The sequence below is a fragment of the Sphingomonas sp. T1 genome (assembly GCF_902506585.1).
In the GTDB taxonomy this organism is placed as follows: domain Bacteria; phylum Pseudomonadota; class Alphaproteobacteria; order Sphingomonadales; family Sphingomonadaceae; genus Sphingomonas; species Sphingomonas aerolata.
This window is the reverse complement of record NZ_LR733875.1, coordinates 2561217-2576352: the sequence shown is the minus strand read 5'-3', so window position 1 is coordinate 2576352 and position 15136 is coordinate 2561217. Positions and strand designations below refer to the sequence as shown.

The following is a 15136-nucleotide window of genomic DNA, read 5'->3' as shown; positions in this document are numbered from 1 at the left end:
CGAAGCTGAACCCCATTGCGGCGAACCGCCCGCGCGCGGGATCGTAGCGTTTGCTTAACCGCTTTACCCTACGGTTACAGTCTGTTCGAAGGTGCCATGACGCATTTCATTACCCGGTTGAGGCAGCTTCGGCACTCGGATCACGCGGTCGCCGCGGACGTCCGGGCGACTCTGGTCACCTCGCTCTATGCCTCACCCAAGTCGCTGGTGATCGGTGCGCTGACGAGCACGGGTATCGCCACGGTCGTGGCTGTCACCAGTGGCGATCGCTGGCTTGCCGGCTTCGCGGTGCTGATCGGGCTTGTCGCCGCACTGCGGATCATCGGCATCGTCCAGCGCGTGCCCGATCAACAGGCCGCTGACGTATTTGCTGTCGATCGGGGTGCCGCCGAGCGCCCGCGGGCAGGACAGTGGGAGTTTTACTACCGCATCGGCGCCTTCGCCTTTTCCGCGCTGCTCGGCATGTTCGGGCTGCTGACGCTGACCCGGACCGCGGACGGCGTGCTTCATCTCCTCTCGGTGACGACGGCGATCGGCTATGCGGCGGGGATTGCCGGACGCAATGCGGGCCGGCCGACGATCGCGCTCGCACAGCTCTGCCTCGCGTCGCTGCCGCTCGCGGCGGGGCTCTTGTTGTCGGGCGAGCCGCTCAACGCCGTGCTCGCGATCGTCATCATCCTGTTCGTGCTGGCGATGATCGACATCACGCTGCAGACCTATGAGGCCATCCTCGGCGCGACCATCGCGGCGAGCGAAAAGACCGCGCTCGCCGAACATCACGCCGCATTCGCGCGGCGCGACGACCTCACCGGAGTCGCCAACCGCACCGCGTTTCGCGAATGGTTCGAGCGGCGGCTGCACCGACTGGAATCGACCGGTGAGCTCCTGTCGATCCACTGGATCGATCTCGACCGGTTTAAGGAGATCAACGATTCGCTCGGTCACCTGGCGGGCAACGTGCTGCTGACCGAGGTTGCGCAGCGGCTCCAGACCGCGTTCGTCACCGATGGCGGCACCATCGGGGTGGCCGGTGACGCGATCGTCGCGCGGCTGGGCGGCGATGAGTTCGCGGTCGTCTGCGCGATCGGCGCGCGCGACGATGCCCGCACGATCGCCGATCATATCCTCGACCTCGTCGCACAGCCTGTGGCCTATGCCGGACGCCGGCTGACGGTCGGCGCCTCGCTCGGCGTGGCGATCGCACCGATCGACGGGGGCGACGCGGACACGCTGCTCAAACATGCCGACCTCGCGCTCTACCGCGCCAAGGAAAGCGGCCGGGGGGCCTTCTGCTTCTACGAGCCGGTGATGGACGAGAAGATCGAACGGACGCGCGCGCTGACCAGCGACCTGCACGGCGCGATCGCGCGCGGCGAGCTGTGGCTCGCCTTCCAGCCGATCTTTGACCTGGCGACGCATCGCATCCTGTCGTGCGAGACGCTGCTGCGCTGGGACAGCCCGTGCCATGGCAGCGTGTCGCCTGCTGAATTCATCCCGATCGCCGAGCAGAGCGGGCTGATCGTCGAGATCGGCGCCTGGGTGCTGCGCGAGGCCTGCCGTCACGCGCGCGACTGGCCGGACACGGTGCGCGTCGCGGTCAACCTGTCGCCGATCCAGCTCCTGTCGCCCGGGCTCGCCAAGGTGCTGAAGGACGCGCTCGACGCCAGCGGGCTCGCGCCGGGGCGGCTCGATCTTGAAGTGACCGAATCGGTGTTGCTCGACGATATCGACGCATCGCTGGCGGCGCTGTCGGCGATCAACCGGATGGCGGTCGGCACCACGCTCGACGATTTCGGCACCGGCTATTCGTCGCTCGGCTATCTCACCAAATTCCCGTTCCAGACGCTCAAGATCGACCGGTCGTTCATCACCGCGCTCGACGACAATCCCGCGTCGATGGCGATCATCCAGACGGTGGTCGATCTCGCCGCGACGCTCGGCATGCAGACGGTCGCCGAGGGTATCGAGACGCCGACCCAGCTCGCGCAGCTGCGCCGCACCCGCTGCACCGCGGTGCAGGGTTTCCTGCTCGCGCGCCCGATGTCGGCAAGTCAGGTGGCGAACCTGCTTGCCGACGAAACCCCCAGGATGCGTGCGCTGTCCTGAGGGCCGGGGGCGATGTCCGTCAGCCTTTCGGCTTGTCGAGCAGACGGGTCTGCGCCGCGACGAGCCGCCGCATCAGCTTGAGATCCCCCTCGCTGAGGCGCAACGCGGCGTCCGCCCACAGGTCGACCACCGCCTCGAGCTCGTCGAGCGTCAGCGGATTGACCGCGCGCGACGCCTCGTAGATCGCGCAATGCCCGCTGTGGCGACGCCGGTTCTGGCGGATATAGTCCTCGACCACCCGGCGGCCCTGGCCGGGGTCGGCGAGCGCGTGGACGATACCCAGATCATAGAGCTCCTCCGCGCTGTAGTTGCGCCCGCTGAGGATCATCTGTTCGGCGCGCGCTGCCCCCAGCCGCCGCGACAGGAAGCAGTGCGCCCCCATGCCGGGGAACAGCCCGAACACGGTCTCGGGAAGGCCGAAGCTCGCGCCGCGTTCGGCGACGACGACGTTGAACGACAGCAGCGCCTCGAACCCGCCGCCCAGCGCATCGCCCTCGACCAGCCCGATCGTCACGATCGGCAGGTCGAGGCCGCGCAGGTTGCGGTGCAGGATCTGTACGCAGGCACGGCCATATTGGACCAGCGCCTCGCGGTGGCCGGCGCGGATATGCTGTGCGAACAGGTCGAGATCACCGCCGAGCGAGAAGACGCCGGGGAATCGCGATCCGAGCACGAGATAGCGAATCGGCATCGCCCCGGAGGTGTGGGCGCTGTGGATATCGGCCTGCCACTGACCAAAGTCCGCGAGCAGCGCAGGGTTGAAACTCGGCCGCGTCCTTGGCCGCATATAGGTCCACAGCGTGTCGGCCTGCGGGTCGAACGTCACCTCGAGCTGGTCGAGCGCGAACAGCGGCGGGGTGGGGGCGGGGGCCGCGATCCCGGCTGTGGTCGCGGTTGCGGGCCGCGGGGCCGGCGAGAAATGTCGGGCGGGTAAAGCAAGAGTCACTGTGGCATTCCTTTGTAATCGCAGCGCAGTGCTGCACCGCCGAACCTAGGGCACAATGGCGGCGATCCCGCGGGGGCGTGCGCGCGACGCGCGTTAAAATCCGTCTCGCGCGACACCGCGCCGGTGCGCTAGGCGGGGTCGGGGTCAGGGGCGGTCGTGGCGCACGGCCCGCGACCCGGTGCTGGCCCCTAAAACTGGACGTTTGCCGATCATGATAGTGAGATGGATGCAGGCGGGGCTGGCCGGAGCGCTGGTTGCGGGGTTGGGGTTCGCGACGCCGGCTGGCGCGGCACAGACCAGTGTCGCACCGCCTGTTTCATCGCCGATCGCGCCGGTCGACACCCTGCAGCTCCAGCTCCCCGTCGACGCGGCGATGCAGGACGCGGCGGAATATGCGCGGCGTTTCGGCGTGCCGCTCGATGTCGCGCTCCACCGGATGCGGGCGCAGGCGGCGACGATTCCTGTCACCGATGCGCTGCGCCGCGAATTCGCGGATCGACTCGCGGGCATCGCGGTCGAGCATGACCCGGCCTACCGGATCGTGGTGCTGCTGACCGGCACCGACCCGGTCGCGGACCGCGTCGTCGAGGCGGGGGGGATGAGCGTCCCGCTGGTGTTCCGGACCGGCGCGGCGGCGACGCTCGACCGGATCCTCGGCCAGATCCGCACCTTCCAGGCGGCGATCCGTGCTGCGCTTCCGCATCCCCCCGGCATCGGTGCGGATCAGCGGACGGGTACGCTTGTCGTGATGGTCGCGACCGCGGACCTTGCGCTCGACCGGGATGGCGCACTTACCGCCAAGTTCGCCGATATGACCGGCGTTCCCGTGCGGATCGAAGCCAGTGACCGCCCGATGCTGCCGATGGCGCTTCAGACGAGCATAACGGCCATGCCGGGCGCCGCAGCGCCCTTGACCCCCGTGGCGACAATCCCGCCTGCCGCCGCAGTGACCGTGATGCCGGACGTCGCGGGCGGGGGGCGGGTGGTCGGGACGGTCGACGGCCGGCGCTATGTCTGCACGACGGGATTCGTCGTCACCGATGGCGTCGCGGATGCGATCGCCACCGCCGCGCATTGTCCCGACACGCTCGATTATGTCGGGCGGCCGCCGGCGGGCGCGGACCGCCGGGCGATCGCGCTGCCCTATGTCGGCCAATGGGGCTGGGGGTATCAGGACGTCCAGATCAATCGGGCGCCCGCGCTGCCGGCGACTGCGCCAAGGCTACCCGCCTTCTTTGCCGATACCGCCAAGACCAAGCTCAGGACCGTCGCGACGTGGCGCAACCGGACCAGCACGCGCGCGGGCGACTTCGTCTGTCACCGCGGCGAGCGTACCGGCTATAGCTGTGCGCCGGTCGCGATGGTCGATTTCGCCCCCGCGGGCGATCTGTGCGGCGGCGCGTGCCTGCCGACCTGGGTCGCGGTCGAGGGGCCGACGTGCAAGTCGGGGGACAGCGGTGCGCCGGTCTTCGAAGGGCAGGTCGCGCTCGGCCTCGTCAAGGGCGGCACCTACCGCGCCGATGGCAGCTGCCTTTTCTATTATTACATGTCGACCGACTATCTGCCGCCCGGCTGGACGCTCGCCTATCGCCGAGTGCAGGGGGCTGGTTAGAGGGGCAGGACGAACGCCGCCCCCGGAACCGCGACCCGGGCGACATGCGGCCCGAGCAGCCCGTCCGCGTCGATCGGCAGCAGCGTCACGCATTCGTCCTTCTCGTTCGCGATCACCATCAGGCCCTCGTCCTCCAGCAGCACGAAATGACGCGGATAGGCCGCCCCCGCCGGCGCATGCTGGACCAGCCGCGGGTCGCCTTTCGCGTCGAGCGCGAAGACCGCGATGCTGTCATGCCCGCGGTTGGAGACATAGAGGCGGTCCCCCGCCGCGTTGATCGCCAAGTGCGCGACGATGCTCGGACCCTCATACTCCTCGGGCAGCGTCGACACGGTCCTTGCCGCCGGGAACCGACCCTCGTCGCCGACCAGCACGGTCAGCGTGTTCGTAAGTTCGTTGGCAAGATACGCCACGCGCTGCACGTACGGATGCAGCAGCAGATGGCGTGGCCCCGATCCCGCTGGTGCGTGAAAGGCTGTTCCGGCCGCCCGGACACGGTTACCGCCCGGCGCCGGCGCCGGCGCCACCGCGAAGGCGCGGATCTCGTCGGTCCCCAGATCGGTTGCATAGAGCCAGCGATCATTGGCATCGAACCCGACCCAGTGTGCATGCGGGCTAGACTGACGCTCGCGGTTCGGACCAGATCCGCTATGCGCAAAGACGTGCGCTGGCGCGATCGGCAGGCCGTCTGAATCGAGATCCAGGACCGACACGCTCCCGCTCGCATAATTGGCGACGGCGAGCAGGCTCTGGTCGTTGCTCAGCGCGAGATGACAGGGCGCGTCCCCATCGACCGCCACGCGGGCGATCTGTCGCCATCCGTCGGCGGTGGCGCGATACAGGCCGATCGCGCCGTCATCGCGCTCGTCGACGAGATAATGGAGGTCATGGCGCGGCGAATGGACGCCGAAGGACACGTTCACCGCGTCAGGATAGGGCGTGCCGGTCGACCAGCCATCGCCGTGTCGCAGTGGGTGCAGCCCGCCGCGATTGGTGCCGATCCAGAGGCCGGCGGGTCGGGTCACAGGGCGTTCGCCCCGCGCCGACACCGCCGGGATCCTCCGACCAGCGGGGCCGCGCGGACGCGGCCCCGGGCGATCACTTGCCGCGCAGCGTGTTGAGCAGCGCGATGCCGACGACGCCGACCAGCGCCGCGGTGGCGAACGGACGATCCTTGGCAAACGCACGCGCCTTGCCGGCGAGCGGTGCGACGGTGTCGGTCGCGGTGCCGATCGCCTTGTTCGCGGTGCCTGCGATCTGGTCGGCGACGCCGCCGGCCTGGAGCGAGCTGTCGCCCGTCGCATTGCCTGCTGCCTGCTTCACCGAACCGAGCAGATCCTGGCCTTCACCCTTCAAGGTCGTCGTGTTCATGCTAAACTCCTATGCTGGACGGCATCCGGAACGAATGCGCTCGGACCGCTGAACGGCCGACACGCCAAGATGTGCCATCGACCTGCGCATAAACCGCCCGCGCAGGGTCGAGCGGCCCGTTACCAGCGATACCCGATCGTTGCCTGCACGGTGCGGCGGTTGCCGTACCAGCACCAGGCATAGTTGGCGAAGCAGCTCGTCAGATACTTCTTGTCGAACAGGTTGGTCGCGTTGACGCCGAGATCGACATTGGCGAGCCGTGGGCTGAGCTTGCCCAGATCGTAACGCAGCAGCGCGTCGAACACCGTATAGGCGGGTGAATAGCGCGCGACGCCGTCCGAATAGAAATCGGCATAGGTCTTGTCGACGTGCCGCACCGCGCCGCCGATCGCAAAGCCCGATGCCGGCCCCTCGGTCGGCGCCCATTCGAGGTTCGCCGAGATCCCGCCGCGCCCGACCGTCGCGAGCGGCAGGCCGATATTGGCGGCGACAACGTCCTCGACCTTCTTCACGCGCTGGCGGCTATAGGCGAGCTTGGCATTGAACCCGTAGGGCAGCGGCGCGCTCGCCTCGACCTCGACACCCTGCGACCGGACCTTGCCGACCTGGTCCGCGGTGAAGTCGGGATAGTTGACGACGACATTGGTCTGCTCAATTCGGAACCAGGCCGCGGTGACCAGGATCGCGGTACCGGTCGGCTGATATTTCGCCCCCGCCTCGATCTGCTTGCCGAGCGAGGGCTGGGCGAGGCTGCCGTCGCGCAGGCGCGCATTCTGCGGCTCGAACGAGGTCGAGTAGCTCGCATAGGGCGCAAGCCCGAACGGCAGCAGGTACAGCGCGCCCGCGCGCCAGGTGAATTTGTCGTCCTCCTGTGCCAGCCCGTCGCGCGCCTGGCGGGCCCAGTCCTGGCGCCCGCTTAGCGTCACGCGCAGCCCGCCGACCGCGATCTGGTCCTGCGCATAGATGCCCTGCTGACGCTGGCGGACATTGGCGGAACCGATGCCGAAGGACGCTTGGACATCGGCTGGCGTCTGCGGCGTGGGCATCGTCCCATAGACCGGGTTGAAAACGTCGATCGGCGTCCCGCCGCCAAAGGCCGAGAGCCCCGCCGAATGCGCGACCTGACGGTCGACCCCGAACAACAGGTTGTGCGTGACGGGGCCAGTGACGACCTTGCCCGTCAGCTGATTGTCGAACGTCCAGTTGTTGAGCTGCTCCCGCGTCGAATAGGAGGACCGGGCATACAGCGTCGGCGCTACCGCGAGCGGATCGACCGCGGGTCCGCTGGTATAGACCAGCCCCATCCGGCTCTTCACATATTGATAGCGCCCCGACGAGCGCAGCGCCCAGCCGCTACCGAAATCGTGATTGAAGATATAGGTCAGCGCGGCCTGTTCGCGACGGAAGAAGTCCCCGGGCTCGCCACCATAGAATTTGGTCGAGATCTTGCCTGCCGGGTTGTCGATCAGCGTCCCGAGCGTCGGGAACACCCCGTAATTGCCATTGAACGGATCGTGCGAATAGGCGCCGAGCAGCGTGAAGCTGGTGCTGCTGCCCGCGCCGGCGGTCACCGCGGCGGAGATCGTCTGGCGTTCGCGCTTGCCCTGACCCTGCGTTTGCTGATCGTCGGCGCCATTCGCGCTGCCATAGATGCGCCACAGCACGCCGTCCCCTGCGCGCCCGCCGATATCAGCGTCGACGCGGTACAGGTCGTAGGTGCCATAGGTGCCGCTGACCGCACCATAGGTTGTGCGATCAAGCGGCAGCTTGCTGACCTCCGCGACCAGACCGCCCGGGCTCGACTGGCCATAGAGCACCGACGCCGGGCCCTTGATAATCTCGACCCGATCGAGCCGCGACACGTCGACCTGCGGCACCGCATAGCCGGTCGCGCTGCCGAACTGGCGCAGGCCGTCGAGATAGACCGGTGCGTCGAACCCGCGCAGCTTGAACTGGTCGTACACCTCGGCGGATGCACCGCGCGTCTCGGGTGTCACACCCGCGACGAAGCGCAGCGCCTGATTGAGGTTCTGCAGCCCCAGCCCAGCAATGTCGGCGGCGTTGATCACGCTGATCGACTGCGGCGTCTCGACGATCGGCGTTGCGCTCTTCGTCCCCGACGACGCGATCGTCGTCGCCTTCTCACCAGTCACGACGATCACGCCGTGATCTTGCGGTTCGGACGCGTCGGACGCGTCGGATTCGTCAGTGCTTGTTGCGGCTGCCACAGACGCGTTGGGGGTCGTGTCCTCCGACACGGACCCGGCCCAGGCCGGTGTTGCGGACAGCGCGGCCGTGAGAATGGTGCCGGCGAGCAGCAGGCGGGCGAAGCGACGATCGGACATGAAAAACCCCTTTCCGGCTCGCTACTGTTGTCGCGACTGATTTGCAATAGCGTTGCGACCGATTCGCAAACCGCGTTTTCAGTGGCCTGGAAAAGCGGTTCACCGTTCGCGTCGGGGCGATGGTCCTGATAGGGTGTTGCCATGGACTTCTTCCCCGCCCTTACCGACGCGCACCGCGCGTTCGTCGAACGCCAGCCCGTGTTCTTCGTCGCGACCGCGGCCGAGGGTGCGCGGATCAACCTCAGCCCCAAGGGGATGGACAGCTTCCGCGTGCTCGACGCCGGCACCGTCGCCTATCTCGACGTCGGCGGCTCGGGGAACGAGACCAATGCGCATCTTGCCGCCGACGGACGCATTACGATCATGTTCTGCGCGTTCGACCGCCCCGCGCTCATCTTCCGTATCTATGGGCACGGCACCGCGGTACTGCCACAGGACGATCGCTGGGACGCGCTCTATGCGCAGTTCACGCCCTTGCCGGGGACCCGGCAGATCTTCGAGATTGCGGTCGATCAGGTGCAGACGAGCTGCGGATGGGGCGTGCCCGTGATGACGCTCGATCGCGAACGCCAGACTCTGTCCAAATATCATGCCGGACAGAGCGATGCCGAACGGCTCGCCGAATGGGCCGAGCATCCGCGCAGCATCGATGGTCTGCCGACGCGGGTGCCGACGGTCGCGCCCGGTGCGGCCCGATGAATCTCGCCGAGCTTGGCCGCTACAGCCGCAACGAGGCGCTGATCATCGCCGGTCGGCTCGAAAGCGAAGGCATCGCCGCGATCGTGTTCGACGGCGACATGGCGATCGGCGACGGCAGCGATCTGTTGATCCCGGTCCGCGTGATGGTCGACGCCGACGATTTCGCCGAGGCACGCGCGATTATTCCCGACCAGTGAGCGAATAACCGTCCGGCGGCGCGCTGCCCGTTTTTGAGGCAATCGGCGCGCGCTGCACAGTTTCTAGCGGCCCGGCGCATCCGGCACCCCGTTCCCGCCCCGTCCCGCACCTTGCCGGTAAACTGGCACGGTCGTTGCGTTGTGTTCGGCGTAACAAGGGGAAGGGGCGCGATGAAACTCGTCATTGCCATCATCAAGCCGTTCAAGCTCGACGAGGTGCGCGAAGCGCTCACCACGCTCGGCGTGGCGGGCATGACGGTCACCGAGGTCAAGGGGTTCGGCCGGCAAAAGGGTCAGACCGAGATTTATCGCGGTGCCGAATACACGACCAACATGGTGCCCAAGATCAAGGTCGAGGTCGTGTGCGCGACGAGCCTGGTGGATCGCGTGGTCGAGGCGATCCAGGCATCCGCCAACACCGGCGCGATCGGCGATGGCAAGATCTTTGTGGTCGACGTCAGCCAAGCGGTGCGCATCCGCACCGGCGAAACCGACGACTCGGCGCTCTGAGGGGAGGGGGACACGATGAAGCATGACATGAAGACAGCCGCCGCGGCGGTTCTGGGGTTCGGTGCCGCGCTGGTCGCCGCCGTGCCCGCCTTTGCGCAGACGGTCGTCGCACCCGCGGCCGCGCCCGTCGTCGCCACCGTCAACAAGGGCGATACCGCCTGGATGATGACCTCGACGATCCTCGTCCTGATGATGATCCTGCCGGGTCTCGCGCTGTTCTACGGCGGTCTCACCCGGTCGAAGAACATGCTCTCGACGATGACGCAGATCGGCGCGGTCGCAGCGCTCGCGATGCTCATCTGGGTGATGTGGGGCTATACGCTGGCCTTCGGTCCCGACGTGACCAATCCGCTGCTCAGCAATTTCATCGGCAGCCTCGACAAGGCATTCCTCAAGGGGATCACCCCTGCCTCGCAGGCGGCGACCTTCACCGCGGGCGTCGAAATTCCCGAATATGTCTTTGTCTGTTTCCAGATGACCTTCGCCGCGATCACGATCGCACTGGTGCTGGGCTCGGTCGTCGAGCGGATGAAATTCTCCGCGGTGATGGTGTTCGGCCTGGTCTGGCTGACGATCGTCTATTTCCCGATCGCGCACATGGTCTGGGCAGCGTCGGGCTATTTCTTCAAGGCCGGCGCGCTCGATTTCGCGGGCGGGACCGTCGTGCACATCAACGCGGGCGTCTCCGCGCTGGTCGCCGCGCTGATGCTCGGCAAGCGGATCGGCTATCCCAAGGAGCCGATGGCGCCGCATTCGCTCGTGATGACCGGGATCGGCACCGGGCTGCTCTGGGTGGGCTGGTTCGGCTTCAACGCCGGCTCCGCGCTCGAGGCGAACGGGTCGGCCGCGCTGGCGATGATCAACACCTTCGTCGCGACCGCGTCGGCGGCACTGTTCTGGATGCTCGCCGAGCGGCTGTCGGGTCACAAGGGTTCGGCGCTCGGCTTCTGCTCGGGCATCGTCGCAGGGCTGGTCGCGGTGACGCCGGCGGCGGGCAATTCGGGCCCGTTTGGTGCGATCGTGCTGGGCGCGATCGCCTCGCTGATCTGCTTCATGGCGGTGTCGAAGATCAAGCCGCTGCTCGGCTATGACGACTCGCTCGACGCGTTCGGTATCCACGGCATCGGCGGCATGGTCGGCGCGATCGGAACCGCGGTGGTCTATGCGCCGTCGCTCGGTGGGCCGGGTGCCGCCGACTATGCGATCGGCGCCAAGCTGCTGGTGCAGATTCAGGCGGTTCTCGTCACGATCATCTGGGCCTCGGTCGGCACCGTGATCGCGATCCTGATCGCCAAGGCGGTCACCGGCCTGCGCGTCTCGCCCGAAGTCGAGGTCGAGGGTCTCGACATCGGCGAGCATGGCGAGCGTGCCTATAACTGATCCTGTTCGGTAGCGGGCCGCCCGAGCCCGCACCCACGATGTTCCTCCTGCGGACAACCTGGCCCGGTGCGCACAACGCACCGGGTCTTTTTTTGCGTGTCGATCGCGGTGCCGGCAGGGTGGCCGCTAGACGCCGATGTTCCTGGGCGCCAGCCGCCGGATATCGAGCACGTCGACCCGCGAGAGCATCACCGCGCCGAGCGTCCGGTCGCCGGTCTCGACGAGGATTCCCTCCTGCGTCGCGCGCACCGTCCGCCAGGTGACCTCGCGCACCGCGATCCGCTTGCCGACACGCTTGACCGCGGCGACACGGCCATCATCCGCGACGGCAAGCGCGCCGCGCCCATCGGCGCCGACCACCGCGCCCGAGACGGCAAAGCCCGGCAGTTGCGCCTGCGCCGCCTCGGCGGCCTCCTCGGCGGTCTCGATCCGTATCACGCGCCGTTTCTGGACCGCCGCCCAGCCGATACCACCGACCGACGCCACCAATGCCGCGACCGCAGCCCCGATCACCGCGGGGCCGAGCGCGATCGGGATCATCGCGGCCCTGCGAGCGCGTCCAGCATCGGGCGGATACCGCGCAGGTCATAGCCTGCGTCCTCGGCCTGCGCGAGCAGCAGGTTGGGATTGCGCCCCGCCTTTGCCGCGGCCAGCGCCCACAGATTGCAGCTCCGCGTGCCTGACCGGCAATAGGCGAGGACGGGGCCTTTCGCCTCGGTCAGCGCCTGGGTCATCGCGTCGATCTGCGGATGCGAAAAGCCCGCATGCGTCACCGGGATCGCGACATAGTTCAGGCCTGCCGCCTCGGCCGCCGCACGGATCGCGTCACCCGAAGGCTGGCCCGCATCCTCGTCGTCGGGGCGGTTGTTGACGATCGTCTTGAAGCCCGCCGCAGCGATGTCCGCGACGTGCTCGACCGCGATCTGCGGCGCGACCGAAATGCTTTCGTTGATGTGCCGGATCATGCGGACTCGCGGATAACTGCCAGAAAGGCATCCCCATAGGCGTCGAGCTTGCGCGCGCCAATGCCCGAAAGCACGGCGAGCGCCGCCCGCGATGCGGGTCGCTGCGCCGCCATGTCACGCAGGACCGAATCGTGGAAGATCACATAGGGTGGAACGCCCGCGTCCTTCGCCAGATCGCGGCGGCATACGCGCAGCGCCTCGAACAGCGGATCGTCGACCGGGTTCGGCACGGCCCCCGGTGCAGCCTTGCGCCGTCGCTCGCGCTTGGGCGGCACGATCATCGACAGCGCCGCCTCGCCTTTCAGGATTGCCTTGGCCGCCGGTCCGAATTCGAGGCCGCCGTGCGGGTTCGTCCGCAGCGCATCCTTCAGCATCAGCGCGCGCGATACGGGTTTCAGCAACGCCACCTCGTCGCCCTCGACGATCCCGTAGACCGACAGCGCCTCATGCCCGTTCATCAGGCTCCGCTCGCTCGACACCCCGGTCAGGATCCCCTCGATATAGCCGACCCCGAACATCTGACCCGTCCGGAACACCGCCGACAGGAATTTCCGCGCGGTCTCGGTCGCGTCGACCGCATCAACATTGCCGAGGCAATTGTCGCAATTGCCGCAATCCTCGAGTCGCTCCTCGCCGAAATGCTTGAGCAGGATGCGGCGCCGGCACCCCGCGGTCTCGACCAGCCCGCCCATCGCGGTCAGCCGCTGGCGCTCGCCGGCCTGCCGCTCGGGCTCGACCTCGCCGATCCGCTGGCGGGCGCGCGCGAAATCCTCCGCACCCCAGAACAGATGCGCGATCGCCGGATCGCCGTCGCGCCCCGCGCGCCCCGTCTCCTGATAATAGGCCTCGATCGATTTCGGCAGCCCGGCATGCGCGACGAACCGCACGTCGGGCTTGTCGATCCCCATCCCGAACGCGACCGTGGCACAGATCACCATGTCCTCGCTCGCGACGAAATCCGCCTGGTTCTTCGCACGGACCTGCGGATCGAGCCCGGCATGATAGGCGCGCGTCGGCCGCCCGCTGCGTCCCAGCGCCTCGGCCAGCTTCTCGGTCGCCGCGCGTGTCTGCGCATAGACGATCCCCGGCCCCGGAATCTTCTCGAGGATGTCGGCGATCTGCCGGTTGACGTTGTCGCGCGCCGAGATCGCATAGCGGATGTTCGGCCGGTCGAACCCCGACACGATCAAGCCGTCCTGCGAGATCCCCAGCTGTTCAAGGATATCCGCGCGCGTATGCGCGTCCGCGGTCGCGGTCAGCGCGAGCCGCGGCACGTCGGGAAAGCTGTCGAGCAGCGGCCGCAGCAGCCGATAGTCGGGGCGGAAATCGTGCCCCCACTCACTGACGCAGTGTGCCTCGTCGATCGCGAACAGCGAGAGCTTCGCCTGCGACAGCAGATTGCGGAAACTCTCGTTCGAGGCCCGCTCCGGCGCGACGTACAGCAAATCGAGATCGCCCGCGCGGAACCGCGCGATCGTCTCCTCGCGGTTGGTATCGACCGAGGTCAGCGTCGCCGCCTTGATCCCGACCGCGGTCGCGGCACGCAGCTGGTCGTGCATCAGCGCGATCAACGGCGACACGACCACGCACGTCCCCTCGAGCATCGTCGCGGGCAACTGGTAGCACAGCGACTTGCCAGCCCCGGTCGGCATCACCGCCAGCGTCCGCTGCCCCGCAAGCACGCGGTCGACGACATCGCGCTGCACGCCACGAAAATCAGGAAAGCCGAAGATGCGCTGGAGATCGGGAAGGGGGTCGAGTGCCATCGCCGTGTAGGTAGCGATCCCCGCTGCGATGTCGAGGATAGCGCGGGTCTTATCGCGCCGGTGCATAGGGGTCTGGCATCTCGACCAGATAGCATGCACCTCCCCGGCGGAGGCCGGGGCCCAGTTGGAAAGGTGGTCGTAACAACAGGATGCCCTTTGTCAGCAACGTCTCCCAACTGGACCCCGGCCTCCGCCGGGGAGGGGTAAACCCCGTCGAGCCATCTCTCAAATTTAGTCATATTGCTAATTAGCGACTTTACGAATAAACAAAGCGCATGGACTCGGTCTTCGACGCCCTTGCGCACCCGACCCGCCGCCGCATTCTCGAGCTGCTGAAAGGCGGCGCGATGACCGCAGGGGCGCTGGCCGACGCGTTCGCGGTGTCGAAACCGACCATGTCAAATCACTTCGCCAAGCTGAAAGCCGCCGGCCTGATCCAGGCCGAGAGCCGCGGCACGTCGATCGTCTACACGCTCGATCTGTCGGTGATGGAGGAGGTGGTGATGGGCTTCATGGGGCGGCTTCGCGTCGGTGCCGCGGATGACGACAAGGGGGACGAGACATGCGCTACCGAAACCTCATCATAGCCTCTGCATTGACTGCGGCTGGGCTCGCGATCGTTGCCGCGGTCGCACTCGGCCGGTTTCCGGCGGGGACGCAACTGCCGACGCATTGGGGCCCTGATGGGCTGCCTGACCGGTTCGCCGATGCAGGAACCGCTCTGTTCATGCCTGTCGCGCTGACGGTCGTGGTTTCGCTGGTGATGGCGGTGCTGCCGTCGCTCGAGCCGATGCAGGACAAGCTCGAACAATCCGCACCGCTCTACCGCACGGCCTGGGCCGGGCTGCTCGGAATCCTGATACTGGTCGAGGCGATGGTCGCCGCGCCGGCCTTTGGCATCACGCTGCCCGCGATGACGATGCTGGTCGGGATCGGGGTGCTGTTCGTGGCGCTCGGCAACGTTCTGCCGAAGTCCCGCCCGGGATTCTTCGTCGGCATCCGTACGCCCTGGGCGATCATGGATCCTGATAACTGGATCGCCACGCATCGTTATGGCGGCCGCATCATGATGGGGGCGGGGTTCGGGTTGATCCTCGTCGCGCTGTTGCCGATGCAGGGCGAAACGCGCACGTCGTTCGTCATCGCGCTGCTGCTCGTGATGGTCGCGACGCCGATCCTTTACTCGTTCTTCTACTGGCGGTGGACGCACCGGGCAGGGTAGGCCTTGTCGCGTGCAGC

At 67.4% G+C, this 15136-nt stretch carries 15 protein-coding genes; 8 read left to right on the top strand and 7 right to left on the bottom strand.

The window, feature by feature from the left end:
- The first annotated feature begins 96 nt into the window (after nucleotides 1-96).
- Complete coding sequence (locus tag GV027_RS11630; protein WP_159511975.1) at nucleotides 97-2106, top strand: putative bifunctional diguanylate cyclase/phosphodiesterase; 2010 nt, start codon at nucleotides 97-99, stop codon at nucleotides 2104-2106.
- A gap of 19 nt (nucleotides 2107-2125) precedes the next feature.
- Here GV027_RS11630 and GV027_RS11625 read toward each other — a convergent pair whose 3' ends face one another.
- On the bottom strand, nucleotides 2126-3052 hold the full coding sequence (locus GV027_RS11625) for a crotonase/enoyl-CoA hydratase family protein (RefSeq protein ID WP_042466417.1): 927 nt from the start codon (nucleotides 3050-3052) through the stop codon (nucleotides 2126-2128).
- 211 nt (nucleotides 3053-3263) lie between these two features.
- Between GV027_RS11625 and GV027_RS11620 the strand changes: the two genes are divergently transcribed.
- Nucleotides 3264-4664 carry a hypothetical protein gene (locus GV027_RS11620; RefSeq protein ID WP_236559188.1) on the top strand — a complete coding sequence of 467 codons (1401 nt, stop codon included), beginning with the start codon at nucleotides 3264-3266 and terminating at the stop codon, nucleotides 4662-4664.
- Here the strand turns inward: GV027_RS11620 and GV027_RS11615 are convergent.
- From GV027_RS11615 to GV027_RS11605, 3 genes are all read right to left on the bottom strand, one after another.
- On the bottom strand, nucleotides 4661-5689 hold the full coding sequence (locus GV027_RS11615; protein ID WP_159511974.1) for a lactonase family protein: 1029 nt from the start codon (nucleotides 5687-5689) through the stop codon (nucleotides 4661-4663). The two genes, GV027_RS11620 and GV027_RS11615, sit on opposite strands and share 4 nt — an antisense overlap.
- Nucleotides 5690-5762: 73 nt before the next feature.
- Nucleotides 5763-6035: a CsbD family protein gene (locus GV027_RS11610; protein WP_031439287.1), complete on the bottom strand. Its 273-nt coding sequence runs from the start codon at nucleotides 6033-6035 to the stop codon at nucleotides 5763-5765.
- A gap of 119 nt (nucleotides 6036-6154) precedes the next feature.
- Nucleotides 6155-8380: a TonB-dependent siderophore receptor gene (locus tag GV027_RS11605; RefSeq protein ID WP_159511973.1), complete on the bottom strand. Its 2226-nt coding sequence runs from the start codon at nucleotides 8378-8380 to the stop codon at nucleotides 6155-6157.
- Between the two features lie 141 nt (nucleotides 8381-8521).
- On the opposite strand from GV027_RS11605, the gene GV027_RS11600 reads away from it, so the two are divergent.
- The 4 genes from GV027_RS11600 to GV027_RS11585 all read left to right on the top strand — a co-directional run bounded on the left by GV027_RS11600 (nucleotide 8522) and on the right by GV027_RS11585 (nucleotide 11166).
- Nucleotides 8522-9079 (top strand): pyridoxamine 5'-phosphate oxidase family protein, encoded by a 558-nt coding sequence (locus GV027_RS11600; RefSeq protein ID WP_031439289.1) that lies wholly within the window; start codon nucleotides 8522-8524, stop codon nucleotides 9077-9079.
- Entirely contained in the window at nucleotides 9076-9276 is a 201-nt protein-coding gene (locus tag GV027_RS11595) for a putative signal transducing protein (RefSeq protein WP_159511972.1), read from the top strand. The genes GV027_RS11600 and GV027_RS11595 overlap by 4 nt, the downstream gene beginning before the upstream one ends.
- Before the next feature lie 171 nt (nucleotides 9277-9447).
- Complete coding sequence (locus GV027_RS11590; protein ID WP_031439291.1) at nucleotides 9448-9786, top strand: P-II family nitrogen regulator; 339 nt, start codon at nucleotides 9448-9450, stop codon at nucleotides 9784-9786.
- A gap of 15 nt (nucleotides 9787-9801) precedes the next feature.
- Nucleotides 9802-11166: an ammonium transporter gene (locus GV027_RS11585; protein WP_201302613.1), complete on the top strand. Its 1365-nt coding sequence runs from the start codon at nucleotides 9802-9804 to the stop codon at nucleotides 11164-11166.
- Between the two features lie 126 nt (nucleotides 11167-11292).
- Here the strand turns inward: GV027_RS11585 and GV027_RS11580 are convergent, their stop codons facing one another.
- The 3 genes from GV027_RS11580 to recQ are packed head-to-tail and all read right to left on the bottom strand — an operon-like array spanning nucleotide 11293 to nucleotide 13897.
- Nucleotides 11293-11706 carry a hypothetical protein gene (locus GV027_RS11580; protein WP_159511970.1) on the bottom strand — a complete coding sequence of 138 codons (414 nt, stop codon included), beginning with the start codon at nucleotides 11704-11706 and terminating at the stop codon, nucleotides 11293-11295.
- Nucleotides 11703-12131: a TIGR01244 family sulfur transferase gene (locus GV027_RS11575; RefSeq protein ID WP_031394698.1), complete on the bottom strand. Its 429-nt coding sequence runs from the start codon at nucleotides 12129-12131 to the stop codon at nucleotides 11703-11705. Before GV027_RS11575 ends, GV027_RS11580 begins: the two co-directional genes overlap by 4 nt.
- Nucleotides 12128-13897, bottom strand: coding sequence for a DNA helicase RecQ (recQ, locus tag GV027_RS11570; RefSeq protein ID WP_159512877.1), 1770 nt, complete (start codon nucleotides 13895-13897; stop codon nucleotides 12128-12130). The genes GV027_RS11575 and recQ overlap by 4 nt, the downstream gene beginning before the upstream one ends.
- Nucleotides 13898-14172: 275 nt before the next feature.
- Between recQ and GV027_RS11565 the strand changes: the two genes are divergently transcribed.
- On the top strand, nucleotides 14173-14484 hold the full coding sequence (locus GV027_RS11565) for a metalloregulator ArsR/SmtB family transcription factor (RefSeq protein WP_056406728.1): 312 nt from the start codon (nucleotides 14173-14175) through the stop codon (nucleotides 14482-14484).
- The gene (locus GV027_RS11560) at nucleotides 14460-15119 is read left to right on the top strand and encodes an SdpI family protein (RefSeq protein WP_236559187.1); all 660 of its coding nucleotides are present in this window, start codon (nucleotides 14460-14462) and stop codon (nucleotides 15117-15119) included. Before GV027_RS11565 ends, GV027_RS11560 begins: the two co-directional genes overlap by 25 nt.
- Nucleotides 15120-15136 lie beyond the last annotated feature (17 nt).